This window comes from Frankia sp. Allo2, from assembly GCF_000733325.1.
Taxonomy (GTDB): Bacteria; Actinomycetota; Actinomycetes; order Frankiales; family Frankiaceae; genus Frankia; species Frankia casuarinae.
The window spans coordinates 85774-107391 of sequence record NZ_JPHT01000015.1 but is presented as its reverse complement, the minus strand read 5'-3'; the positions used below and the strand labels follow the sequence as shown (position 1 = coordinate 107391).

The 21618-nt window shown below is 68.3% G+C and carries 18 protein-coding genes; 3 read left to right on the top strand and 15 right to left on the bottom strand.

The features are described 5' to 3' along the window. Nucleotides 1–1204 precede the first annotated feature (1204 nt). A complete protein-coding gene (locus tag ALLO2_RS12590; protein ID WP_035732244.1) occupies nucleotides 1205–1855 on the top strand; it encodes a 2'-5' RNA ligase family protein in 651 nt (216 codons plus the stop codon). 739 nt (nucleotides 1856–2594) lie between these two features. Here the strand turns inward: ALLO2_RS12590 and ALLO2_RS12585 are convergent. The 5 genes from ALLO2_RS12585 to ALLO2_RS12560 all read right to left on the bottom strand — a co-directional run bounded on the left by ALLO2_RS12585 (nucleotide 2595) and on the right by ALLO2_RS12560 (nucleotide 7039). Further along, a complete protein-coding gene (locus ALLO2_RS12585) occupies nucleotides 2595–3116 on the bottom strand; it encodes a GIY-YIG nuclease family protein (protein ID WP_070982392.1) in 522 nt (173 codons plus the stop codon). A gap of 882 nt (nucleotides 3117–3998) precedes the next feature. Continuing rightward, nucleotides 3999–4829, bottom strand: a complete 831-nt coding sequence (locus tag ALLO2_RS12575; protein WP_035732242.1) for an endonuclease/exonuclease/phosphatase family protein — start codon at nucleotides 4827–4829, stop codon at nucleotides 3999–4001. Beyond that, on the bottom strand, nucleotides 4826–5926 hold the full coding sequence (locus ALLO2_RS12570) for an aldo/keto reductase (RefSeq protein ID WP_023841422.1): 1101 nt from the start codon (nucleotides 5924–5926) through the stop codon (nucleotides 4826–4828). Before ALLO2_RS12570 ends, ALLO2_RS12575 begins: the two co-directional genes overlap by 4 nt. A gap of 349 nt (nucleotides 5927–6275) precedes the next feature. Further along, on the bottom strand, nucleotides 6276–6503 hold the full coding sequence (locus tag ALLO2_RS25605) for a hypothetical protein (protein ID WP_035732240.1): 228 nt from the start codon (nucleotides 6501–6503) through the stop codon (nucleotides 6276–6278). An 89-nt stretch (nucleotides 6504–6592) separates the two neighbouring features. Further along, on the bottom strand, nucleotides 6593–7039 hold the full coding sequence (locus ALLO2_RS12560) for an aldo/keto reductase (RefSeq protein WP_232235065.1): 447 nt from the start codon (nucleotides 7037–7039) through the stop codon (nucleotides 6593–6595). An 83-nt stretch (nucleotides 7040–7122) separates the two neighbouring features. Between ALLO2_RS12560 and ALLO2_RS25600 the strand changes: the two genes are divergently transcribed. Continuing rightward, on the top strand, nucleotides 7123–7743 hold the full coding sequence (locus tag ALLO2_RS25600; RefSeq protein WP_023841421.1) for a hypothetical protein: 621 nt from the start codon (nucleotides 7123–7125) through the stop codon (nucleotides 7741–7743). 19 nt (nucleotides 7744–7762) lie between these two features. On the opposite strand, the gene ALLO2_RS12550 is transcribed toward ALLO2_RS25600, so the two are convergent. After that, nucleotides 7763–9901, bottom strand: a complete 2139-nt coding sequence (locus ALLO2_RS12550) for a radical SAM protein (protein WP_084588420.1) — start codon at nucleotides 9899–9901, stop codon at nucleotides 7763–7765. A 660-nt stretch (nucleotides 9902–10561) separates the two neighbouring features. Between ALLO2_RS12550 and ALLO2_RS12545 the strand changes: the two genes are divergently transcribed. After that, nucleotides 10562–11017 carry a ribonucleotide reductase gene (locus ALLO2_RS12545; protein ID WP_232235064.1) on the top strand — a complete coding sequence of 152 codons (456 nt, stop codon included), beginning with the start codon at nucleotides 10562–10564 and terminating at the stop codon, nucleotides 11015–11017. A gap of 24 nt (nucleotides 11018–11041) precedes the next feature. Here the strand turns inward: ALLO2_RS12545 and ALLO2_RS28240 are convergent, their stop codons facing one another. The 9 genes from ALLO2_RS28240 to ALLO2_RS12490 all read right to left on the bottom strand — a co-directional run bounded on the left by ALLO2_RS28240 (nucleotide 11042) and on the right by ALLO2_RS12490 (nucleotide 21280). Next, nucleotides 11042–12178 (bottom strand): DUF6624 domain-containing protein, encoded by a 1137-nt coding sequence (locus ALLO2_RS28240; protein ID WP_051875146.1) that lies wholly within the window; start codon nucleotides 12176–12178, stop codon nucleotides 11042–11044. Then, complete coding sequence (locus ALLO2_RS12535) at nucleotides 12175–13752, bottom strand: AMP-binding protein (protein ID WP_023841417.1); 1578 nt, start codon at nucleotides 13750–13752, stop codon at nucleotides 12175–12177. The genes ALLO2_RS28240 and ALLO2_RS12535 overlap by 4 nt, the downstream gene beginning before the upstream one ends. Next, nucleotides 13749–14402: an HIT family protein gene (locus tag ALLO2_RS12530; protein WP_023841416.1), complete on the bottom strand. Its 654-nt coding sequence runs from the start codon at nucleotides 14400–14402 to the stop codon at nucleotides 13749–13751. Before ALLO2_RS12530 ends, ALLO2_RS12535 begins: the two co-directional genes overlap by 4 nt. Next, complete coding sequence (locus ALLO2_RS12525; RefSeq protein WP_232235063.1) at nucleotides 14386–15606, bottom strand: class I adenylate-forming enzyme family protein; 1221 nt, start codon at nucleotides 15604–15606, stop codon at nucleotides 14386–14388. Before ALLO2_RS12525 ends, ALLO2_RS12530 begins: the two co-directional genes overlap by 17 nt. 77 nt (nucleotides 15607–15683) lie before the next feature. Next, the gene (locus ALLO2_RS12515; protein ID WP_035732233.1) at nucleotides 15684–16772 is read right to left on the bottom strand and encodes a TauD/TfdA family dioxygenase; all 1089 of its coding nucleotides are present in this window, start codon (nucleotides 16770–16772) and stop codon (nucleotides 15684–15686) included. 1594 nt (nucleotides 16773–18366) lie between these two features. After that, on the bottom strand, nucleotides 18367–18804 hold the full coding sequence (locus ALLO2_RS12505; RefSeq protein ID WP_023841412.1) for an NUDIX domain-containing protein: 438 nt from the start codon (nucleotides 18802–18804) through the stop codon (nucleotides 18367–18369). A gap of 27 nt (nucleotides 18805–18831) precedes the next feature. Continuing rightward, entirely contained in the window at nucleotides 18832–19446 is a 615-nt protein-coding gene (locus tag ALLO2_RS12500) for an AAA family ATPase (protein ID WP_023841411.1), read from the bottom strand. Nucleotides 19447–19545: 99 nt separating this feature from the next. Beyond that, nucleotides 19546–20247, bottom strand: a complete 702-nt coding sequence (locus ALLO2_RS12495; RefSeq protein ID WP_023841410.1) for a hypothetical protein — start codon at nucleotides 20245–20247, stop codon at nucleotides 19546–19548. Beyond that, a complete protein-coding gene (locus ALLO2_RS12490; RefSeq protein WP_035732231.1) occupies nucleotides 20240–21280 on the bottom strand; it encodes a radical SAM protein in 1041 nt (346 codons plus the stop codon). Before ALLO2_RS12490 ends, ALLO2_RS12495 begins: the two co-directional genes overlap by 8 nt. Between the last annotated feature and the right edge of the window lie 338 nt (nucleotides 21281–21618).

The following is a 21618-nucleotide window of genomic DNA, read 5'->3' as shown; positions in this document are numbered from 1 at the left end:
GTTTGGATGCGCACCGCCGCGGCGACCGTGTCCCGGTGCACGTCAAGGCCCGCGCACCGTGGGAATAACACCTGCATCTGCCAGCCCTCCATGGTCAGCAACCTGTAGGTGCTGTCCGGAGAGGCCCTGACCACAGGAAACTGAGGAACGCGCTCGTAGCAGCAGNAAAGAGTNCCCCAGGNCCNCCACCGCCATACTCTTGGACGGGCTCTGAGCACCAGAGAACGCCGACGTCGATCCGGACAGCATCGGAGATGCTGCACGGGACTCGGCGATACCGGGCCGAAACGGCCCACCGGCCAACATCAGGACCACAGGCGTCCCGCGGCCGGACTCAAATTCTCATACGAAAGGGTGGCGGCCACGCCGCCCTGGCTGCTCTTGTCGTACGCCAGCGGAAGGTCGTGCAGACCCTCATCGAGGGCTGGCAGACGTCCCGGGACCGAGTCCGGCTGCTGCGGGCCGCGGGGCGGCTGTCGGGGCTGGCCGGCTATATGGCGGTGAACCTCGGGGACTTCCCACTCGCGCGCGCCTACTGCGTGGAGGCGTTCACCCTTGCGGTGGCCGTCGAGGACAGCGATCTGGCGGCCTGGGTACGGGGCACCGAAAGCCTGTGCGCCTACTACGCCGGTGACTACCGGCTGGCGTTGGAACGGGCCCGAGAGGGGCAGATCCACGCCGCGGGCGGGCCGCAGGCGATCCGGCTGGCGATCAACGGCGAAGCCCGCGCCCTGGGCCAGCTCGGTGACCGCGACGGTGTGCGGGAAGCCGTCGGCCGCGCGTTCGACCTCGCCGAGGACGCCGAGCTACCCGAGGGCATGTCGCCGTGCATCTCCTTCGGCGCCTACAGCCTCGCGCGGATCGCGGCGAACGCCGCGACCGCCCACGTCGGCACCGGCGACACCGCCCTCGTCCAGAGCTACGCCCAGACCGCCAGCAGCATGCCGGGCGCCGACCGTTCCCGGTGGAGCGATGTCCTGATCACCCTCGATGTCGCCACCGCGCTGACGGCCGGCGCCGACCCCGACCCGGAACACAGCGCCGCGCTCGGCGTCGAGGCCCTCNCCCGCGCCGGTGCCGCCCCGATCGAGTCGATCCGCCAACGCGGCCAGGAACTGGCCCGCCGCACCGCGCCCTGGCGGACCCTGCCCGCCGTCGCTGAACTCGCCGAGGTGACCCAGACGCTGCCCCGCGGCGCGTCACGGTGAGCGAGCACGATCCGGTCCACGACGACTGGGAACGCTTCCGAGTCCTACCCTCCATGACCGACCACTGGGATCGGCCCGGCTGGACCCCGGGCCGGAGCAGCTTCCACTGGTTCCTGACCTTCGACAGCGCCGCGCTACGCGACCTCGCCGCGACCTGCCAGCAGCAGCTGCACGACCTCGCCTGTCTCGACCCGGTACCCGCCGACGGGCTGCACCTCACCGTGCGCCGGCTCGCGTTCACCGACGAGATCGACCCCGCCACCCTCGCCGCGGTCACCCGCCGGGTCGCCGAACAGTGCGGTCACCAGCCGGCGTTCCGGCTGCGGGTCGGACCGCTGGCAGGATCGAACGGCGCGGTCCGCTTCACCGTCNCCCCCTGGGAACCCTTGATCAGACTGCGGGACTCCCTGGACGACGTGTCCACCGCCTGCGGCCTGCCCGCCGTGANACGGCGTTTCCGTCCGCACATCGGCATCGCCTACTGCAACCGCGACACGCCCGCGGAACCGATCATCCACCGGGTCGCGGGGCTGCGTGACCTGCCCCCCGCCGAGGTCTCCGTAGCCGATCTACGGTTGGTGCGGCTGTACCGCGAAGGCCGGACCTACCAGTGGGACACCGCGACCGTTGCCCCTCTGAGCGCCTGACACGTCTCGTCTGGTCGCCCGGGTCGGACGACGCGGCGGGGCTGCAACGAGGGNGCAGGCCGGNGGTTAGGGCCGGGTGAGGGCCAGCTGAGCGAGGCCGACCAGGACAGCAAAGATCTCGGCCAGATCTGCCGGCACCCGCTGGCTCGCATCCCCCGCAAGGAAGACCCGGACAATTCTGATCGCGGGCGGGGCTCGACGGTTCTCCCCAGCCCGGCGACGAGGTCTGCCCAGATCGGAGGAACTCCTCAANCCCGCGCAGGATGNCCNCCCGGANTTGNTTGGCTNTTGACGCTGNGTNGGNGGNGAGGNCCGCAGCNGGTGTNCCCGCCGGTGTCTGCTGATTGAGGCTGCGCTGGAGCACACGGGTAGCGTGCGCGGCGCTGTCCAGGGCGTCCACGGCTTCGACGTGAACCTCATCCAGGAGGCCATGCAGCTCTGGGTCGTGGGCGAACGCGTCGAGGCGCAGCGTGCGGTAGGTGAGGAGGATCGCGCCCGGACAATCCGCGGGGCGTCGAGCATGAGCGTCCAGACGTTCAGGTGGCGGCGAGGTCGGATTCGCGGCGAGGAAGGCCACGGCGGTCGGGGCCAGGTCATCGACGGGCATGGTCGCGTCGATGACCTGGCCCCGACTCCCTTGTCCACCACTCGGCGCGCTTCCGTCGATGTCGTCGCTGGCAGGCCGAGTGACTCGACGGACGCGTGGACGGCCGGTATGAACGCCGAAATGGCGATTCCGCTAGTGAATGCCCTGGATGTTGAGGGTCGGCTGGTACTCCTCGATCAGCCGTCCTTCGGTGCGGTCCATCTGACGGCCGTCCCGACATCGGATCACCGTGACCCGCTGGACGCGGTAGCGCCTCGTCGAGTCGCTCATGTGCTGGCCGAGCCGGGCCAGGATGTTGGTCGACTTCCCCACGTAGAGCGGTCTGTCGGGGTCGGTCCCCCAAAGCAGGTAGACGAAGCAGCCGTGCGGGTTGAACTCCCTGTCCACGGCGGTGACGACCAGGTTCGCGAGCGCGTTGCGCACCCGTGACTCGACGACTCGAAGCACTCGCGTGTGGGCGCGCTCGGTGCGTTCTCGTCGTTCGGTCTCGACGGTGATGCGCAGCGCGGCCTCCTCCGCCAGCGCCTTGACAGCCACCAGCTCAGGTGCGATCGCGTCGAGTACGGCATCTGGGTCGGACACCAGTCCGTGCGCAGCAGCTCGCCGGATCGCGATCTTTATGCAGGTATGCGCGTCGCGAAGATCTCCGATCACGTCGTCCGACGATTGGCGTACAGGCGCAGCCAAGCCCTGATGCGTACAGGACATACCTGCCGTGTCGGTCATTGCGCGACGTTAGTCCGGCGCACCGACAGATCCGCCCATCGCCACAGGAGTCGTCGGCATCTGCACCTGGCGGAGGAGATGGCCGCAGACCGTACGCTGGGCAGATGACCTTGAAAGCGCGTCTACGGGGCCGGGAGACCGACCTCGCCCTGCTCTCGCGGGTGCTGCCCACGGGTGACACTCAGGTCTCCTGCGACGAGGAGGGCTATTACCTCACCTCGACAGCGGTGGACCACCGGCCCGAGGACACGGACTTCTACGAGGCAGCGGCCGAGGTGCTCGCCTGGGTCAACGGCATCGGTTGGCTGAACGGCACCGACTTCCACGCCGTCGAGCTGACCGGGATGTACGACGACGGTGATCGACGTCACGCCGTCCTCACGCCTGAGACAATTAGGTGTACTACCCAATTCGGGAAGGTCGTTGTAGGAGGAGACGCGGTGGCCTCCGAGCCGCCNCCGCCGCCAGGCCCGCCGCAGGCGGCTGCCGCGGCCCGCGGTCCGGCGCTCGCGGAGGCCCTGGCGATGCTCGGCCGGGCCACGCACCTTGGGTGGGTCGAGCTCTACAAGGTGTGGGAGATCGTGCAGGACGGCCGCGACCCGATTGCCCTCGGCTGGGTAACGAAAGCCGAGAAGCAGGCGTTCAAGCAGGCCGCGAACCATCCCGGTATCAGCGGACAGGCCGCACGGCACGCCAGGATGCCCGGCACCCCGAGCAAGACATCGGCCATGAGCCTCACCGAAGGACGAGCCCTCATACGACGAGTGATCCTCGCCTGGATCGCGGCGGAATCGATCTGACGCCGGCGGACTACGACTGGAGATGCCGGGGAGCAACGACAGCGGCGACGGCCATCGCNGCNTGGTCGCTGAGGCCNTNGTGGCGGGGGGCNTGGANGTAGTCGCANCGGGTCAGGTCGAGNCGGTCGNNGGNGAGGAAGGNGTGGTCGAAGCGGTAGCCGTTGCCGCCGCGGCCGTACCAGCTGTGGCCCGGGGTGGTGGGTTGCAGGGTGCGGTAGGCGTCGATGAGGCCGGTGTCGGTGAAGGAGCGGTAGAAGTCGTATTCCCAGCGGCCGAAGACTGGATAGTGCGGGACGTGGCCGGGTTCGACGACGTTGAGGTCGCCGGTGACCACGACGGGCCCGTCGAAGCCGGCAAGGACGTCGGGCAGGGCCCGGGTGACCGCGTGTTGGAAGGCGCGCTTGTTCTCGTTGCGGCGTGCGGCCGGTCCGCGGGACGGGACGTAGAGGCCGACCAGACGTAGGCGCTGTCCATCGATCCGCAGGTCCACGACGGGTGCGCGGTGGGCAAGAACGTCGATGCCCGTGGCCACAGGTTCGAGGGGCGCGTTGCGGGAGGCGATGACCGTGCTGTAGTCGGGCGCGCCCGGCCGTGGGGCGTGGATGTGGGCGTAGCCGTGCTGCGCGAGTGCGTCGAGCAGGGTGTGGCCGCCGGGTCCGTGGCCGACCTCGGTGAGCACGACGACGTCCGCGTCGGTCTGCTGTCCGAGCCAGGCGGCTTGGCGGCGGGCCCGGTCGGGTGCGGCGTGCTGGGCGTTGAAGGTGACCAGCCGCAGCTCGGTCGTGGCCGCGGGAGCGACCGGTGCGGGCGGGTTTGGGAACAGGGCCTGCTGGGGGTTCATGCGGGTGGCGCCGTTTCGTCGAGGAAGACCTCGCCAGCGGCGTCGAGGTCCTGCTGGAGCTGGCCGAGGGTGGCCCGGACGAAGGTGAGGTCGTCGGCGGACAGGGGTGTGTCGAGGGCGGTGAGGTTCTCGCGGATCTGGTCGGGGGTGGTGAAGCCGACGAGCACGGCCGCGTTGTCGGCGCGCTGAAGGCTGTAGGCCAGCACCACCCGGGCCAGGTCCTGAGTCGACGGGCCGAACCGGTCGCGCAGGGGCGCGAGCCCACGGTCGACGACCGCGAGTGCGTCAGGGGTGTACCAGCGTTTGCGTCGCCGGTGATCCCCGTCGCCGAAACGGGGTGGACGGCGCGGGTCGTATTTGCCGGTGAGCAGGCCCTGGCCGAGCGGCTTGTTGATCAGAATGCTGGTGTGATTTTCGGCGGCGAGGGTGAAGATGTCCTGTTCGCCGGCAGGTGCGGGCGGGGTCAGCGGGTTGTGGCGGACAGCGAGGAAGTCAGGACGGACGCGGTCGAACAGGGCCCGGAACCGGGCGTGTTTGTCTGGCCGGGCGGATGGTGGCTGGGTGAGCCGGTGGGGGGCGTAGCGGTGCGGGCCGCGCATGCCGACGGCGCGGATGAGGCCTTGGCGTTGGAAGTCGCGCATCTGCTCGATGGCGCCGTCGAGGTGGCGGTCGTCGGGGCCGAACTCGTTGTTGTGGAAGAAGTAGATGTCGAGCCGGTCGGTGCGCAGGTTCTCCAGGCTGGTCTCCAGCTGGCGGCGCATCGCCGAAGGCAGGTAGGCGTGGGCGGCGGTCCCGGCGAAGTAGCCGACCTTGGACGACAGGACGAGGCTGTCCCGGTCGACCTGCGCGACGAGCTGGCCGAGGAGGCGTTCGGAGTGGCCGTGGCCGTAGACGTCGGCGGTGTCGAACAGGTTCGCGCCCAGGGTGTAGGCGAGTTCCAGTCCTGCGAGGGAGGCGCGGTCGTCGGCGGTGGACCAGCCCATCGGCAGGCCCAGGTTGTGGTCCGGTCCGCCGATGGCCCAGCAGCCGACGCCGACGGGGTGGACCGTCAGCCCGCCGGCGAGCGTCCGGGCGGTCAGAAGATTCGGTGCCGTCATCTCGTTCCCCTCGTTGTCCGCCGGCGATCTCTGGGATCGACCTGTGTGTGAACGCTGCTGGCTGTGACGTTAGGGTCACCGGCATGACGACTCCGGACCCTGCCACCCTGCTGGACCTGGATGCGATCAGGGCGAAGGGGTGGGCCGACCGTAGCGACTTCCCCGACGCCGAGTTCGACCGGGCCGCGGCGTTCTACGCGGCGATGCGCGCCCACGACGAGCGACTGCACGCGGTGCGCGCGCAGGCGTCGGACCTCATCGAGCGCTGGACCGGGCACCGGCCGCGGGACGTCGGCTCGTTCGGGACCCGGCTGAACCTGGAGGCCTCCGACCTGGACCTGGGTATCGGCTACCCGGTGGAACGCCGCGCCGAGCTGATGTCCACGCTCGACGGCCGCGCCCGTTTCCTTGGCGAGCGCCACACCAGCTTCTCCACCACCCGGCTGGTGTTCAGCTTCACCGTGGACGGCGTTGAGGTCGATCTGAGCGCGCTCACGGTGGACGATTTCGCGGTGGCCTGCCGGATGCTCGACCAGATCGACACCGCGATGAGCCACGACGAGCGGGTCTGCCACACCTGGGTCAAGCACCTGCTGCGCCAGAGCGGCCGGGTGGAGGACTACGCGGCGTGGAAGCTGGTGACCTACGCCCGGTTCTGTCCGGAGTTCAACTGGGTGCCGATCCCGGAGAAGACCGGCACCTNTTGTTGTGGAAGAAGTAGATGTCGAGCCGGTCGGTGCGCAGGTTCTCCAGGCTGGTCTCCAGCTGGCGGCGCATCGCCGAAGGCAGGTAGGCGTGGGCGGCGGTCCCGGCGAAGTAGCCGACCTTGGACGACAGGACGAGGCTGTCCCGGTCGACCTGCGCGACGAGCTGGCCGAGGAGGCGTTCGGAGTGGCCGTGGCCGTAGACGTCGGCGGTGTCGAACAGGTTCGCGCCCAGGGTGTAGGCGAGTTCCAGTCCTGCGAGGGAGGCGCGGTCGTCGGCGGTGGACCAGCCCATCGGCAGGCCCAGGTTGTGGTCCGGTCCGCCGATGGCCCAGCAGCCGACGCCGACGGGGTGGACCGTCAGCCCGCCGGCGAGCGTCCGGGCGGTCAGAAGATTCGGTGCCGTCATCTCGTTCCCCTCGTTGTCCGCCGGCGATCTCTGGGATCGACCTGTGTGTGAACGCTGCTGGCTGTGACGTTAGGGTCACCGGCATGACGACTCCGGACCCTGCCACCCTGCTGGACCTGGATGCGATCAGGGCGAAGGGGTGGGCCGACCGTAGCGACTTCCCCGACGCCGAGTTCGACCGGGCCGCGGCGTTCTACGCGGCGATGCGCGCCCACGACGAGCGACTGCACGCGGTGCGCGCGCAGGCGTCGGACCTCATCGAGCGCTGGACCGGGCACCGGCCGCGGGACGTCGGCTCGTTCGGGACCCGGCTGAACCTGGAGGCCTCCGACCTGGACCTGGGTATCGGCTACCCGGTGGAACGCCGCGCCGAGCTGATGTCCACGCTCGACGGCCGCGCCCGTTTCCTTGGCGAGCGCCACACCAGCTTCTCCACCACCCGGCTGGTGTTCAGCTTCACCGTGGACGGCGTTGAGGTCGATCTGAGCGCGCTCACGGTGGACGATTTCGCGGTGGCCTGCCGGATGCTCGACCAGATCGACACCGCGATGAGCCACGACGAGCGGGTCTGCCACACCTGGGTCAAGCACCTGCTGCGCCAGAGCGGCCGGGTGGAGGACTACGCGGCGTGGAAGCTGGTGACCTACGCCCGGTTCTGTCCGGAGTTCAACTGGGTGCCGATCCCGGAGAAGACCGGCACCTGACCTGGCGCGGGCCGGCGGGTCAGCTGGCACAGGAGTCCACCGCGTTGATCAGCGTCCAGCCGCGGGCCGCCGACCATCGCCGGTGCTCGCCGGCGAGCAGCTCTGCGTGCTCACGGCTGAGGGCGGTGAGCAGGTCGTGCACGGTGGCCGCGAGCTCGCCCCGCAGCAAGGCGAGGCGCCTTTCGAGTCGCTGCCAGATCCGGGCGTCCAGGACGGCCTCGGCCGTCGGATCATGATGTGGCGGCTGGGTGTCGATTTCGGCGATCAGGTCGCCGAGTAGCAGGTAGCTTGCGTCCTTCAGCACCCTACGGGCCTCGCGGATCAGGCGGCGCGGCTCGCCGTCGAGGATTTTCTCCGTCGACTTGAAGGTGTAGTCGAGGGCAAAGTGCCGGTCGACCCAGCGTTGCGCCCAGCCGGCGGCGNCCCCGATCCGCCAGTCCGCGTAGCGGGCCTCCACCCGCCCCATCGACGGCGTCACCGCCCCGGTGAGACCGGCCCGCTGGACCTGGCGGGTGTAGGCGGCACCGATCAGGCATTCCATGCCGACCAGCAGGTAGGAGATCCCCCGGTAGAACGGCATGCCCGCGCTGGCCGTCGCGACGAAGCGGCCGTCCCGCACTCCGCGCGCGACCTCGGCGGCGGGAATATCCGGTTGCGGGGCCAGGAGCAGGTCTGTGCGCCCCTGGAAGGCGTGGGTGGCTTTCAGCTCGTCGAGGGTCATCAGCGGGTCGAAGGTGATGTAGGTGAACCGGGTCGGCACGCCGAGCACGGACAGGGTCCGGACCGCCAGCACGTTCTGGTCGCCGCTCGTCCCCTTCGCGAACCGCTCCAGGACGCTGTCCACCCCGGACTCGACACCCAACAGCATCCGCCGCAGACCCCAGGCGACCAGCATCCGCCACATCTCGGCGCGCTCGGCATGCCAACCGAGGTCCCGGTCCGGGTCGACGACCTGGTCGATGCGGCAGCTGGACTCCCAGCCGAAGCCCGCCCCGCGCAGCAGACCGGCCAGCCGCAGCGCCCGGCCCGGGGCATCGGGGCCGCGGCCGAGGAACTCCTCGTCGACCAGGTACAACGTCCGCGACACCCGCGGGTAGCGGTCGAAGACCGCGCCCAGCTCGCCCAGCAGCCACGGCAGCCGCTCGACACCGGCACCCGACCAGGCTCCCTTGTGATCGCGGGGGCAGAACGAGCAGTAGCTGGTACAGCCCCGGCTGGTCTCCAACTGTGCGACACCGTGACGGTCCAACGTCGCCGGCAGCAGATCGAGCTCGGGAACGACATTCGCTGTCACGTCCCGGACGACGGGTTTCGCGGTTCGCCGCCGTCCGACCGCCAGCCCGCCCCCACGGGGCGCTCCCACGTAGCCGAGCGCGGGGACCTCGTCGAGGCCGCCGTCGCCGTGCCAGTGCGCCAGCAGGGCGCTGATCGTCGCTTCCCCACCCGCCCTGGCGACCAACAACTGGGGAAACCGGTCCAGCAGAACCCGCTCGACCCTGGCGGTGAGACTGCCACCGGCGACGACGAGCGGCGGATCAACGTTGGCGTAGACCACCTCCAGCAGGCGGGTGAGCAGGTCGTACTGGCCGAACGTCGCGGAGACCCCGAGGACGTCCGGCCGGTCCGCCTCGACGCGAGCGATCAGGTCGTCGAGGGGGAGACCGAGCTGCATGTCTGCCAGCGACACCGTGCCGAGCAGTGTTCCCCGGGCCGCGCGCGCCACCGTGCTGATGCCCAGCGGGAACCGCGGCAGCGGAAACGTCTCCGGGTGATAGAGCGCCGCCAGGAGAACATTGGGACGCGACAGCCGGCGCACGGCATCCTCGGCCAGCATGGCCAATGACAGCGACGATCCTGGATCTTCGATGACGACCGACTCTCGCGCCCACGGGGGCCAGGCCCGGGAACGGTGCGGCTGACCGGACAGATCCGCGACGACCCACCGATCGTCGAGCCGTTCGACGAAGACCAGACGGCGGTCAAGCGTGCCCGCGACCCGGACTCGGCCCACCTCGTCCGCGAAGCGTCGTTCCACCCAGCCGCGCAGCGCACCGGGATCCAGAAAAAGATCACTCTGAGGTGGCGTGGGGGCTGAACTCGCGCCAGCGAGGCGCAGGGCAGCGGACAGCCGGGCGAAGGGCTCATGCGGATGCTGCATGGACTTTGCCTCCGGACGGACGGTGCCGAAGCCCTGCCCTGAGGCTTCCAAAAGGTTTCGGCGGTTGTAAAGGTCCTGTCACTGTCCGCGACCTGGCGACATGAGTCATTCCCCGTACTGCGAAGAAGTTCTTCGGTACCGAAAAGGGCCTCCACCTGCGTAAACAGCGGAGCCGGGCCGCGTTACTTCCAGCGTGACCGGGCCTGCAGGGCGACTCACTGGTGAGAGGTGAGTGCCTGTCGCAGCGGACGCGTCGAGGCTCCCGCGAAGCAGGCTGGATTCATCGCCGGAGAAGTCGGCGGGGCCGATCTCGCAAAGCCCCGGTTCCTCTTCGCCTCCCCCGGGCTCGTGGCTGAGACATGCGGGCGCGAGCCCCCGATGTGGGCAGGTCGCGACTGGCGCGGTCGGAAGAAGTCGGACACGCCGAGCCTCGACGTCGAGAGGGGATGACCGTTGCCCTATGCTGACCTCTCGGCCGCACCACAACATCTGGCGCCCCTCGCTATGTAGTGACGCTATCTGTTGTGATCATTACTGGATGTAGCTCGTCAGAATGAACATGTCGATCGAGAGGAACGCGCCGTGGTTGACGCGACGTCGACGATGGGAACCCGTACGCCCAGTGGCGTGGCACGGCGGGCGCCACGCCATCGTCAGTCCATGACGAGAGCCTTCACGGTTGGGGGCGCCTACGGCTTCATCATCGCGTCTCTGCATACCGACGGTTCGCTGGCGGACGTCAATCTGATCATGGCGAAGCAGGGATCCACCTTGCGTGGAATGACCGAGACCGTCTCGTCGGCGATCTCGACCGGTCTGGCACACGGAGTGCCGCTGGCGACATACGTTCGGCAGTTCGCTGACCTGCGGTTCGAGCCCGCGGGAATGACGGACGATCCGGAGATCCCGCGAGCTCTGTCGATCATCGACTATGTGGTCAGGCGGCTGGCGCTGGATTTCCTGCCGCTGGAGGATCGCACTGCGTTGGGCGTCCTCACGCCGCTGGAGCACGCCGAACTCGCGGCCGAGTCGGCACCACCGCCGCCCGCGTCGTCGAACACGCCGCAGTCGCCGAGATTCGCGCCTTTCGACATCCCCGTCCAGGTCTCCTACTGAAGCGCGTCGGCCTGACGGGCCGCCTCAGGCCGCGTCGGTAAGCGCACGACATGCTGCTGCCAGGGCACTGTCTATGTCATTACTGATTGTGACGGACGGCAGCATGTCGAAGCTGCACTGCGGTGAGCCCTTGGCGATGATCACGGGTTTGCCGTAGGCGAGTGCACAGCCGATCTCGGTCGTGACGCCGTCGCTGCGCCGGCTGAGCGGGTAGGCGAGGAGAAGTCGGGCGCGGGCGATGTCGTCGATGCAGAGTTGGGCCGCGAGCTGGTTGAGGACGATGCCCGCGTCGAACTGGCTGCTGGGTCGCGTGAGGGGGTCGAGATCGATCCAGCGAGCGGTGGATTCCAGGGGCGGTGGCATGCGGGCGCGGACGCGCCGGATTTCCTCCCGGTCACGCAGCGTCGCCGCAAGGTAGACATCGTGACGGTTGGCAGAGTCTTCCGCGGGACTGTGCGTCGTCGGCTGCGGGGCGCGTGGTGGCGGCAGGACGGCGATGGTGGCCGGTGCCGGCGGGTTGACGGGTGCGCTGCGGGCCTGCCGGTAGGGGGNGATCGGGCAGTAGGCGTAGGGCGTGTCGTCGGCCAGAGTCGGCAGTCCGATTCGCTGCCGCTCATCGTCGACCTTGCTGATTTCGGCGGTGGGGTAAAGAAAGCATGGGCGGTCGTCACGGACGAGGACGAACGTTCCGTACCGCTGCTCCTCGCCGCGCAGGGATCGGTCCCGGTCGGTCAGAAGCGCCAGATGCCGAGGGTCTGCTCCGCGATTTTTCCAGGCGTCCGCCATGTCACGGAGAAGGTCGCGGCGGGTCTCGGTCTCGGTGTCGGNGTGTTGGAGTAGCAGCCAGGCGGCGTCGCGGGCCGCGGGGTGGCTTGGAGGCGGCCAACCCCATCGGCTCAGTGACGCGAGGACCTGCGCGGTCGCGGCGGTGGAGACAGCTGCGTAGGCGGCGAGTTCGGGTGTGCCGGCGGTGAGGTGCGCGGCCCTGCTCGGGAGCAGCGTCAGGGGCAGAGGCCAGTCGGGGTAGTTCAGGGCCGCGGCGACCTGAGATTCGAGCTGGGAGTCGGTGACGAGCCGGGTCAGGACGGCGAGGAGCGCCTGCTGTTCCTGCTCGGCGAGCGCGATGAGGTCAGCCCACGCGGTGATGTCGGGTGTTGTCATGAGCTGGCCTCCTGGTCGCTGAGGAGCTGGCGGGCGCAGACGAGGTCGACCTTCCCCGCCGGGGTTCGGGGTATGGCGGCAACGACCCGGACCACCCGTGGGATCTTGTAGCCGGCGAGGTCGCCGCGGATGTCGCCGAGCACCTGCGCGAGTCTGCCTCCAGCGCGGAGCTGCAGGACGCAGCCGACGGCGCTGCCGAGCCGCGTGTCGGGAACGGCGAGGACAGCGGCATCGGCGACATGGGGATGGGCGAGGAGCGCGGCAGCGACCTCGGGGGCGTAGACCTTCTCGCCGCCGGTGTTGATGCAGTCCTGCCCACGGCCGAGCAGCTCGATCTTCCGGGACGGCAGAAGTCGGACGAGATCCCCGGACAGCAGGTAGGTGCGTCCGTCATCGGAGTGGACATAGCGGTCGGCCGGAAGGGCGCCCTGAGGGTGAAGACCGGCTGGTAGCGGTTGGCGGACGGCAACACGGCCGATTTTGCCGACGCGGGTCGGTGTTCCATCCGCGCCGAAGACCTGGGCGTGGCGGCCGAGGTCGAAGTGCCCGGTTGCCGGCACGTGCCCGGAACGGGCAAGAGACGAGCCCAGGCCGGTGGCCTCGGTGGCGCCGAAGGTCTCGACCAGCCGCAGATGCGGGACCAGGGCGAGGAGTTCGGTTTTGGCTTCGGCGGTCCAGGGCACACCCGAGGAGGTGACGGTGCGCAGCGCCGACAGGTCGATTTCAGGGCCGGCGTGGATGATGTCGATGAGCGGGCGCGCGTAGGCGTCGCCGACGATGGCCAGGGTGTCAGCGCGGTGCCGCACGACCGCGTCGAGCACTCCGGCGGGGTCGTAGGAGGCCCCGGGCACGGTGATGACCATCCCGCCGGCGCACAGCGCGCCGAGTGCTCGGGTCAGACCCGAGCCGTGGCTCAGGGGGCTGGCGACGACGATACGAGCGTCGGCCAGAGCCAGGGCGGTCCGCGCGGGAGAACGGGTCAGGTCATGGCGCGCCCAGGGGTTGTGGGCGTTGAGATTGTTGAGGATGTCGGCGACGCGCCAGGCCACGGCCTGAGGAGTCCCGGTGGTTCCACCCGTACATTTGATCATGATGCACTCAGTTGATTCATCCCGCGGCGGCACCGAGGAGAGGCGCTCGGCTGCGCTGGCCACGAGCAGTGGATAAGCGCCAAGCGGNCGGATCTGTGTTTCCTCGCGGAGACGGTCGCCGGCGTGGAGCGCGGCGATGTGAGAGCCGGAGTCCGGGTCGGAGATCGTCGCGGCGGGTTGCAGGAGGCGGAGCAGCTGGTCGAGTTCACGGGAGCGGTAGCGCGGGTTGAGCTGTGCGGGTGTCGCGCCAAGACGCAGAACGGCAGCGAGGCTGACGAGATGCTCAGGGATGTTGGGCAGGCAGAGGGCGACGACCTGACCGGGTGTCACTCCTCGCTGGCGCAGGTCGTCCGCGACGGCCGCTGCCGCCGTGTCGAACTCCGCCCAGGTCCACGCCAGGTCGCGGTGGACCAGCGCGGTCGTGTGGGGCTGCAGTGTCGTGATGTGCTGCCAGAGGGCCGTGAGGGTCCATGAGGTCGTCATGACATCTGCCTGGCCGTGACGGGGGCAAGGTCGTCGACGGTGCGGCGGATGAGATCGGTGTGCGGGGCGGCTTCCCAGTCCCAGGTGCCGTCCTCCAGCCGCGGGTCGAGCGTGGCGACGACCTGCCGCAACCGAATGCGCGGCTGTGTGTCGGTGGGGACCGGGAAGACGGCCAGTACGCCACTTTGATCGCGAACGGTGATGTAGGAGTGGGCGGGGTTGGCGGGGAGGTCGGCGAGGGAGGCGATGGGGTACCCGGTGAGCCGGTCCGCCAGCCAGCCGTGCAGATCCGCCGTGGTGGGCAGGAGATGGAGGTGCCCATGTTCGATCCGGCGCTGCCCGGCGGCGTTCAGGCCGTACTCGAAGCCGAGCACCGGGCTGTCGTACCGCTCGGCGAGCCGCCCAGCCATCTCGCGCATCAGTGCGTCGACGCCGGCTCGGGCATCCCGATCGAGACCTCCGAGAGACAGGACATGGGCCCTGGGGACGAGGAGCAGGTAGCCGGCCGTGTAGGCCCCGATGGTCGGGATCGCACAGGCATGCGCATTCGCCGCGAGGACGCGAGGTTGCGCCCTGGCCAGATGCCGCTGCAACGCGCAGTCGATCACGGCCGGGTCGAGAGCGGCGCAGAGGTCACAGATCGACGGCATGGGCAGTCGCCTCCGGCGGACTGGGACGGATCAGGTCAAGACGGACGGGGCGCTCGGGCGCGGCAAGGCGGGCGGCGCAGTAGGCGTGGAGCTTCTCCGTGGTGAGCGTCAGGGCCCGTGTCTGGACCTCGGCGATCAGCCGATGGCCGTAGACGGTGTCGGGGACTGCGGACACCGTGCAGTAGTCGATCGCGGGGTGCGCGGCGAGTACTGCGTGGACGTGTGCGAGGGCGACGTTGACGCCGCCGACGATGGCCCGTCCGGCCATGGCAACGGAGGCGAGATGCAGCCGCCCTGTGCTGTCGAGATGGCCCTGGTCACCGACGGTGTGCCAGGCGCCGGGTGGTGGGCATCCCTCGGGGAGGAAATGGCTGGCGAGCCCCACGTCGCTGCGCGCCTCGACCGTGCCGACGGTCCCCGCCGGGGCCGGTGCACCGTCCGGTCCGCAGATCCGAATCTCGGCCCCGTTGATCGGGACGCCGCCTGCGGCGTCACCGATGCGGAGTGTGCCGTCGTACCCGGCGGAACCGTAGTACTCCGCGATCCGCTCGGCGCCGAACACGGCGAGAAGACGGGCACGGAGGTCGGGCGGACAGGGCTGGGAGGAATACACCAGCCTGTCCACCGAGGCGGCGGCCTGGGCGACAACGGTCTCGCCGACGTCGTCGAACAGCCGACGTAACTGGGTGGGGACCAGGAAGATCCAGCTCGGCCGATGCCGGTCCGCATATGTGACCCAGACTTCGGGGGCGTAGACCGGACAGATCACGACGGTGCCGCCGAGCAGAATCTGCCGCACGGCGAACTCGAACGGACCGTTGAGGNGTAACGGAGAACTGATCAACGCGCAGCCGTCGGGCCGCATGCTGAGCGCGAGCGCCTTCCGTGGGACGCTCGGTGGCTCCCCGTGAGTGACCAGGAGACGGTAACGACCTTCGTCGATGCCGAGGACAGCCTTCCACGGCTCGCATCCGGCGCCCGGGGTGCGCGGCAAAGTGCGCGCCAGCTCCGAGGCACCGTGGGCTGGCAGTGGCAGGGGGATTCCGCCGGCCAGCCAGGTTGCGAACACGTCGACGAGGAAGTCGACATTCGATCTGGCAGTGACGGGACGCAGCCGACGGCAGCAGTGATCGAGATTCCGTGACCTGTCGCGAGCCCGCCGGTGCAGTTCGTTGAAGGTAAGCGGGCCTGCAGAGTCGATCACCGCCGGAGCGTCGCGGCGATCATCCGCGAGGCGATCGAGAACAGCGGCAAGCTCGTGCCGCCATGGCCGCGTGCCGCTCACGCGCTTCCGCCTGCGGGGCCGGCGGGGACCGATGGCGGCGTCCAGGTGGATGCGGCGACGCGCTGGAGATCGTCGGTGAGCCATCCGCCGCGCAGGCCCCGTTCGACGGCACCGGGCCGCCGGTCGGCCACCGGCAAACTGATCCAGCATCGCAGCAGATGCCGCGCCAGCCGCGGATCGGAATCCGTGTAGGCCGTGCGGGAGTGCAGGACGCAGTGATTGTGCACGATCTGGAGATCACCGGGCTGGAGTTCCATGTCGCAGGCCAGGCGGTCCGCGACATCGTCCAGGAGGTCGAACGCGGCAAGCGCCCGCGACGACAGCGGTACGTCGGTTATCTTCTGCGTCTCCAGCAGTGTGTGCCGCACGAAGCGAGTACTGAATTGCTCGCGGTGCACGCAGAAGATCGGTGAGATGAACGTCGGTGGACCGCCAGGGATGTTCCCCCCGGCCATATGGAAGTGAAATGGCTGGTAGAGCTCGGCGACGANGTCCGGTGCATCCGCCAGCATCGCGTTGTGCACGGCCGCAGCGGAGGCCACACGACTCAGACCACCCCGGTCGGCGGCACGCAAGCACAGCAGAAGGGCCGCGTCGGCGCCGTCGGTGTGGAACCACAGACGCTCAGCTGTCTGGTGTCCCCGCACCCGACCGTCACCGAGAGTGTGACCGGCGCGAACGTGGCGGATGAGCTGCCCGTCACGGCTCTGAGTCGCGATTCGTCCCAGCTGAGCAGCCACGCCGCGGATCAGTACGAGGCTTTCGTGTTCACTGAGTTCGTCGACCGGAAGGCTTCGGAGCACGGCAAACCCGGGCCCGTTGGTGACGGCCGCAGACAACGCGCCTAGGTGCGTGTTCAGCTGCGACAGAGAGAAATCGTCGTCCGTCAGGTCGCGGTCACGGAAAACGTCCCTAGCTGCCAGCCGTGCACTAGCTGCGCGCACTTCCGCAACCAGATCGGCACGATGGCCGTCNTCGATCCGCTGAAGATAGATATCTGGGCGCAGATCCCGACCGATCCAGATCGGCGCATGGTCGGTAGAAAGCTGTACAGGGGAGAAATCTGGGTCCGTGGGATTCGCCATTGGAGCCCTCCGGATTGAAGGAACTGGCAGTTTTCGAGAGATATCTAGCGGTGCGCCTCGGCGGTGATAGCGTCGCCCGCGATCCAGCCGGTTTCGGCGGCACCGATGATTCCGCCGGTCAGTCCGGGCCCGTCGCCCACGAGATACAATCCTGGATGGCCAAGGGCTGACATATCGTCATTGACGGTGAAGCGGGACGCCCAACGCTCTACCGCCGGCCCGTAAAGGACATTCTCCGGATGGAGGATTTCAGGGCACAGGGCGGAGAGTCGGTGAAGGTATGACTGCAGGACGTGAACGATTTCGGCCGGGAATTCGGTGGTGAAGTCGCCGGGAGTAGCTGCCGGGATGCTTGGCGAAAAACCGCGTACCGCCCGGCCGGCGGCGACGTCCTCGTTCGAGAGGAAATCGCCGAGACGTTGGCTCATCAGACCGCCGTAGCGGCTGTTGATCCCGGCCACTAGCCCTCGGACATCCGCCGCGCTGAGGGGAAGCCGGCGCCCGGCCGTAGCGATGATGGCACTGTTCGAACGGTTCTCGGCGTGGGTGGAGGTCGCATGCCCGCCCACGAGCAGCAGGCCGTGATAGTCGGCAGGGACCACATTGCCGCCGTAGCACACGCAATGGGTCCGCGCCTCGACCCCGTCGGGTCCGCTCCAGATGACTTTGGGATCAGTAGCGACCTTCAGGAGAGGTGCGAGAAATTCCTTCGCCCCCTCCAATCGGAAACCGNTCTTCGGTTGCGCCGGGTCACGGCGCAGGTCGAGGGCGCGGCCAACCTCCCCGAGCCACGATGCTCCTACTTTCCCGGGCGCCAGGACAACGTTGACCGCATGGACCCGCTTGAAAACTGGGCCGTCCAGCTCCAGCTCCCACCGGAAATCGCGACGTCCAGACGGGCGAAGGTCCAGACAGGTCGTACGGCAGGCGATAGTGGCATTCTCAGACAACCGCAATCTCAGCCGCTTGAGCATCCGTGGAAGCTGGTCGGTTCCTAAGTGTCGGACCGGATAGTGAACATACTCCAGGTCGGCGGTCTCGGCCAGTTTCTCCAAACCTTTTGCGGTCTCCGCGTCGGAGCCGNGAAGGTCTGCCCGTTCACCGGAACGAAGAATCTCATCGATCGCGTGCTGACGCTTCGAGACGAGAGCTGGGGGAAATCTGTGGCTGACGGTGCTCCCGATCCGCGGAGACAGGCACAGCTTCCCGTCGGAGAACAGGCCAGCGCCCCCGAAACCNCTGGTCACGACATTACGTCGATCTCCCGACCGCATGACGCCAACGCGATCGTCTACATCGTCCCCTCCGTCGAGGAGGAGAAGTCCTGGCGCAGGCACATCACTTCGGTGCGCCGCCATTAATCCGCCGGGGCCTGCCCCCACGACGACGGTATGAAACTCGCGCTCGTTCATCGTGAATATGAATCCTTTCGGCAAACTGTGCTACGGATCCCCGGGGTGATCAATTGGACCGCTGGGTGCGAGTGGATTAGCGGTGATGAGCCGAAGATCGACTGAAATCCGGCAACCTTCGATGCGGAATATCGGAGTGGAGACTCTCTCCGGCGACTCGTCGGAGCCGATATCGGTGTTCGCTAAATATTCCAGCCGGAGACGGTGAAGTTTTTCTTCTGCTTGCAGAGTTCAATTCCAACGCGAGTGTACGGGTAGGTATTTTCGGGGAGGCTGTCGAGTGGGAACCAGGCGATCCGGGCGCACTTGTGGGGTTCGGAATTGACCGGCTCTCCGCTCCATGACCTTGCGTGAAAGAAGAGTCCAAGGCGTGCTTCGCCGTGCTCGTTTCGAAAATGCACGGTCGAGGCGAGAGACAGGTCGTCCCGGGTCAGTAGAATGCCAACCTCTTCGCGGGATTCACGACATACTGCGGCGACCGCATCCTCATCGGCATCGAGTTTTCCACTGGGAAGATTCCACCACCCGTCGGCAAACCCGGTACCGGACCGCAGGGCGAGTAGAACGGTGTCGCCGCGGAGGAACAGGAGCATGACGTCGATGACGCTGCGGTACGTCATGGTGGGTCTCCCTGCGGTGCGAGGNGGTCAGCGGGTGGTCGGGTCGAGGCCGAGCGCGATGAGCTGCCCGGCGATCCAGTCGACTCTCGCGCTGGTGGACATGTTTGGTGGGATATCGTAAATGTGCTGCCCGACGCTGGCGCAAATGCTGCGTACGACTCGGTCGGCTGCTGGCTGAATGTCGAGGACTTTCGACCGGTAGGGATCTCCGATCTGGTGCTGGTCGAACTTGTCGCAGCAGTAGAACACCGCGTCGTAGACGTGCGACCAGGCCCGGCAGAAGGATTCCATGGCGCGTAGGATGGGCGCATGTGGTCCGTCTGGGCCGCCAGGCAGGACCAGCCAGGCGTAGGCGAGGACATTCGCGATGGTTTTGTCGGCGATGATCATCGTGTGTTGGCGGGCGGTGCGCAGCTGGCTGGTCAGCTGGGCGGCGAACAGGTCGACCTCGGTCTCCAGGTCGAACTCGCCGCGTCCGTGTACGACGATCTCCTCGATGAAGGGGCTGTTGCGCGCGGGTTCGGGGACGCAGGCGACGTGTACGCCGCGTTCCCGGTAGTAGGCGGCGAGCGCGTGGGTGAGCGTGGTCTTGCCGGAGGCATGGGTGCCTTCAACCGCGACAACCAGGCAGTTACGCAGCATCGGCAAGCTCCTTTCAGGACCAGAGGCCGGTCGTCGCGTTCGGCGGGACGGTGCGCGGAAACGCGCGCAAGGCCGGATCGGCCCACGTGCCTGACGACGTCATGGGACGGGCGTGGAGCACAGTTCGGTGAATTGGTCCCAAGCGGTGGCCTCGATGACTGTGTCGAGGTGGAGCGCGTTCCATTGGTAGTGGCTGGTGCTCCCCGCGGCGATCAGCGCGATGGCCAGCGCACGCGTGACGAGATGCCGCAGGATCTGCGAGCCCGACCACGATGAGCCGGCCGCGACCCAGGAAGCATCGAGGGAAAGACCATGAAGACGGTGGGCGGCGCACACGTCGGCCAGCGTGGCCGGGGCCGGTTCGCTGGCAGTTTCATACAGGCGCGCCAGACCTGGCTTCGGGGGCTGGCCGTTCCACGCGCCTGCTACCGCAGTGATTCCCCGTGTGACCTGTCCGGAGCTGGTGGCGGTCAGGGCCGCGAGTTCGCCGGCGAGCCGGTGGCCGGCGAGGATCGCCGCCTGTCGTCGGGCTTGGACAAACAGAGCGTCGACCGAGGCCACGACGGCGGCAGCCTCCGCCCGCCCTTCGGCTGCGACCGCATGGAAGCCGAACCGAACCGTCGTGTCAGCCACTTTCAGTGGGCGCGTCTGTGGCAGCGGCAGGTACACGGCGGCGGCGGCCGGTGAGTCGTCTGCCGCGTTGATGGTGAAGGCGGCAAGCAGGGAGGCCCGGTTGGCGAACGGGCGCCGTGCGCCGCCGAACGGGGTGTCGATCCAGTTCAGGTTGGTCGCGTCACGCATGTGTGATCCGCAGCGGATGGCGTGCGGCCGGCGGTCGCTCGGTGCGACTGGCGGAGTGGATCGTGTGCCCGAGGTACTTGGCGTAGTGGTTGCGCTTGAACCGGTAGCGTGCCCAGATCGCGGAGATCGGCTCGTCGAGCAGGTTGCCCAACGGTTCGAGTAGATCGGGGGCGTCGTAGACCGGCCAGGCACTCGCCAGCCCACGTGGGCTGATCACGATCATGTGACCTTCGGTGTCTGGGGTCCAGGTTGTCAGCCGCAACGCTGGCCGCCAGTCGTTCACGGTGCGTAGCTCGGCCAGCCGCTCAAACGCCGCCGTGGCCTCCTGGACCGTGAGGAACTCGTGGTCGGCGAGATCGAGGGCGTTGCCCTTGCGCAAGGGGAGGATCAGCTTGAGCTTCCCGGCGTCGAGTACGTCGGCGATCTGGAGGGTGAATGGCAGCGCCGTCAGCGTTGAGCGATAGACGACCGCCGACAGCGACAGCGGCAGGCCCGCGTCCTGGAACGCCCGCNCCCCCGCCATGATCCTGTCGTAGTCGCCGCGGACCCGGTTCGTCGTCGACCGCGGCCCCTCCAGCCCAACGGTGACGAACGTGACCTTGCCGGCCAGGTGACGTGCCTGCTGAAGGCCCCGCGTGGCATTGGTCGGCAACCCGATCACGGTGCCAGCGAACATGTCGACGATGTCGACGATGTCGCGGCGCAGCAGCGGCTCGCCGCCGGACAGGAACNCCCGGGGCNCCCCCACCAGATTGTCCCGCACCCGCCCCAGCGTGGCCAGGGTGGGATCCGGTTCCTGCAGCGTCTCGGAACAGAACGAGCAGTCGAAATTGCACCGCTTTGTCACCTGCAGGATCNCCGACAGCGGGCCGGATGCGCCTGCGGCGATCGTCTCCAGGTCGCCGAACGCCGCGAGGTTGAAATGGTGACCTTTAGTGAAGACGACAGGTTCGTCGGTGTGGATAGGGTTCTCGGCTTCGTTGGACTGGCTCGCGGGGCCGTGGGCAGGCGCGGGCGGGGAATGCGTGATCACCGTGTCCTTCTCGATGTAGGCGCGTACGACGACCGGGCCAGATACTCGCAGCCTTCATGGCGGCGGGCTGCCGAACCGATGCTGAACGCGCTCAGCGTCCCAAGCGACCCACGTGTTGGTCATTCCCCACGGAACGAACATCTGATTCGGGTCCGTAGGTGGTCGCTGACCTGCCCGAAAGCGCGCTGGCATGCCCTCATGTTCGTCTCGGCTGCGGGGAATCGTTCGGGTGCTCATTGAGCCCAGGCTCACCCGAAGCCCCCGTTTCGCCTGCGAGTGGACGGCTACGGTGGTGCTGGTTCAGTCGGTGGCCGAGATCCCCAAGGCCGATCGAGTCG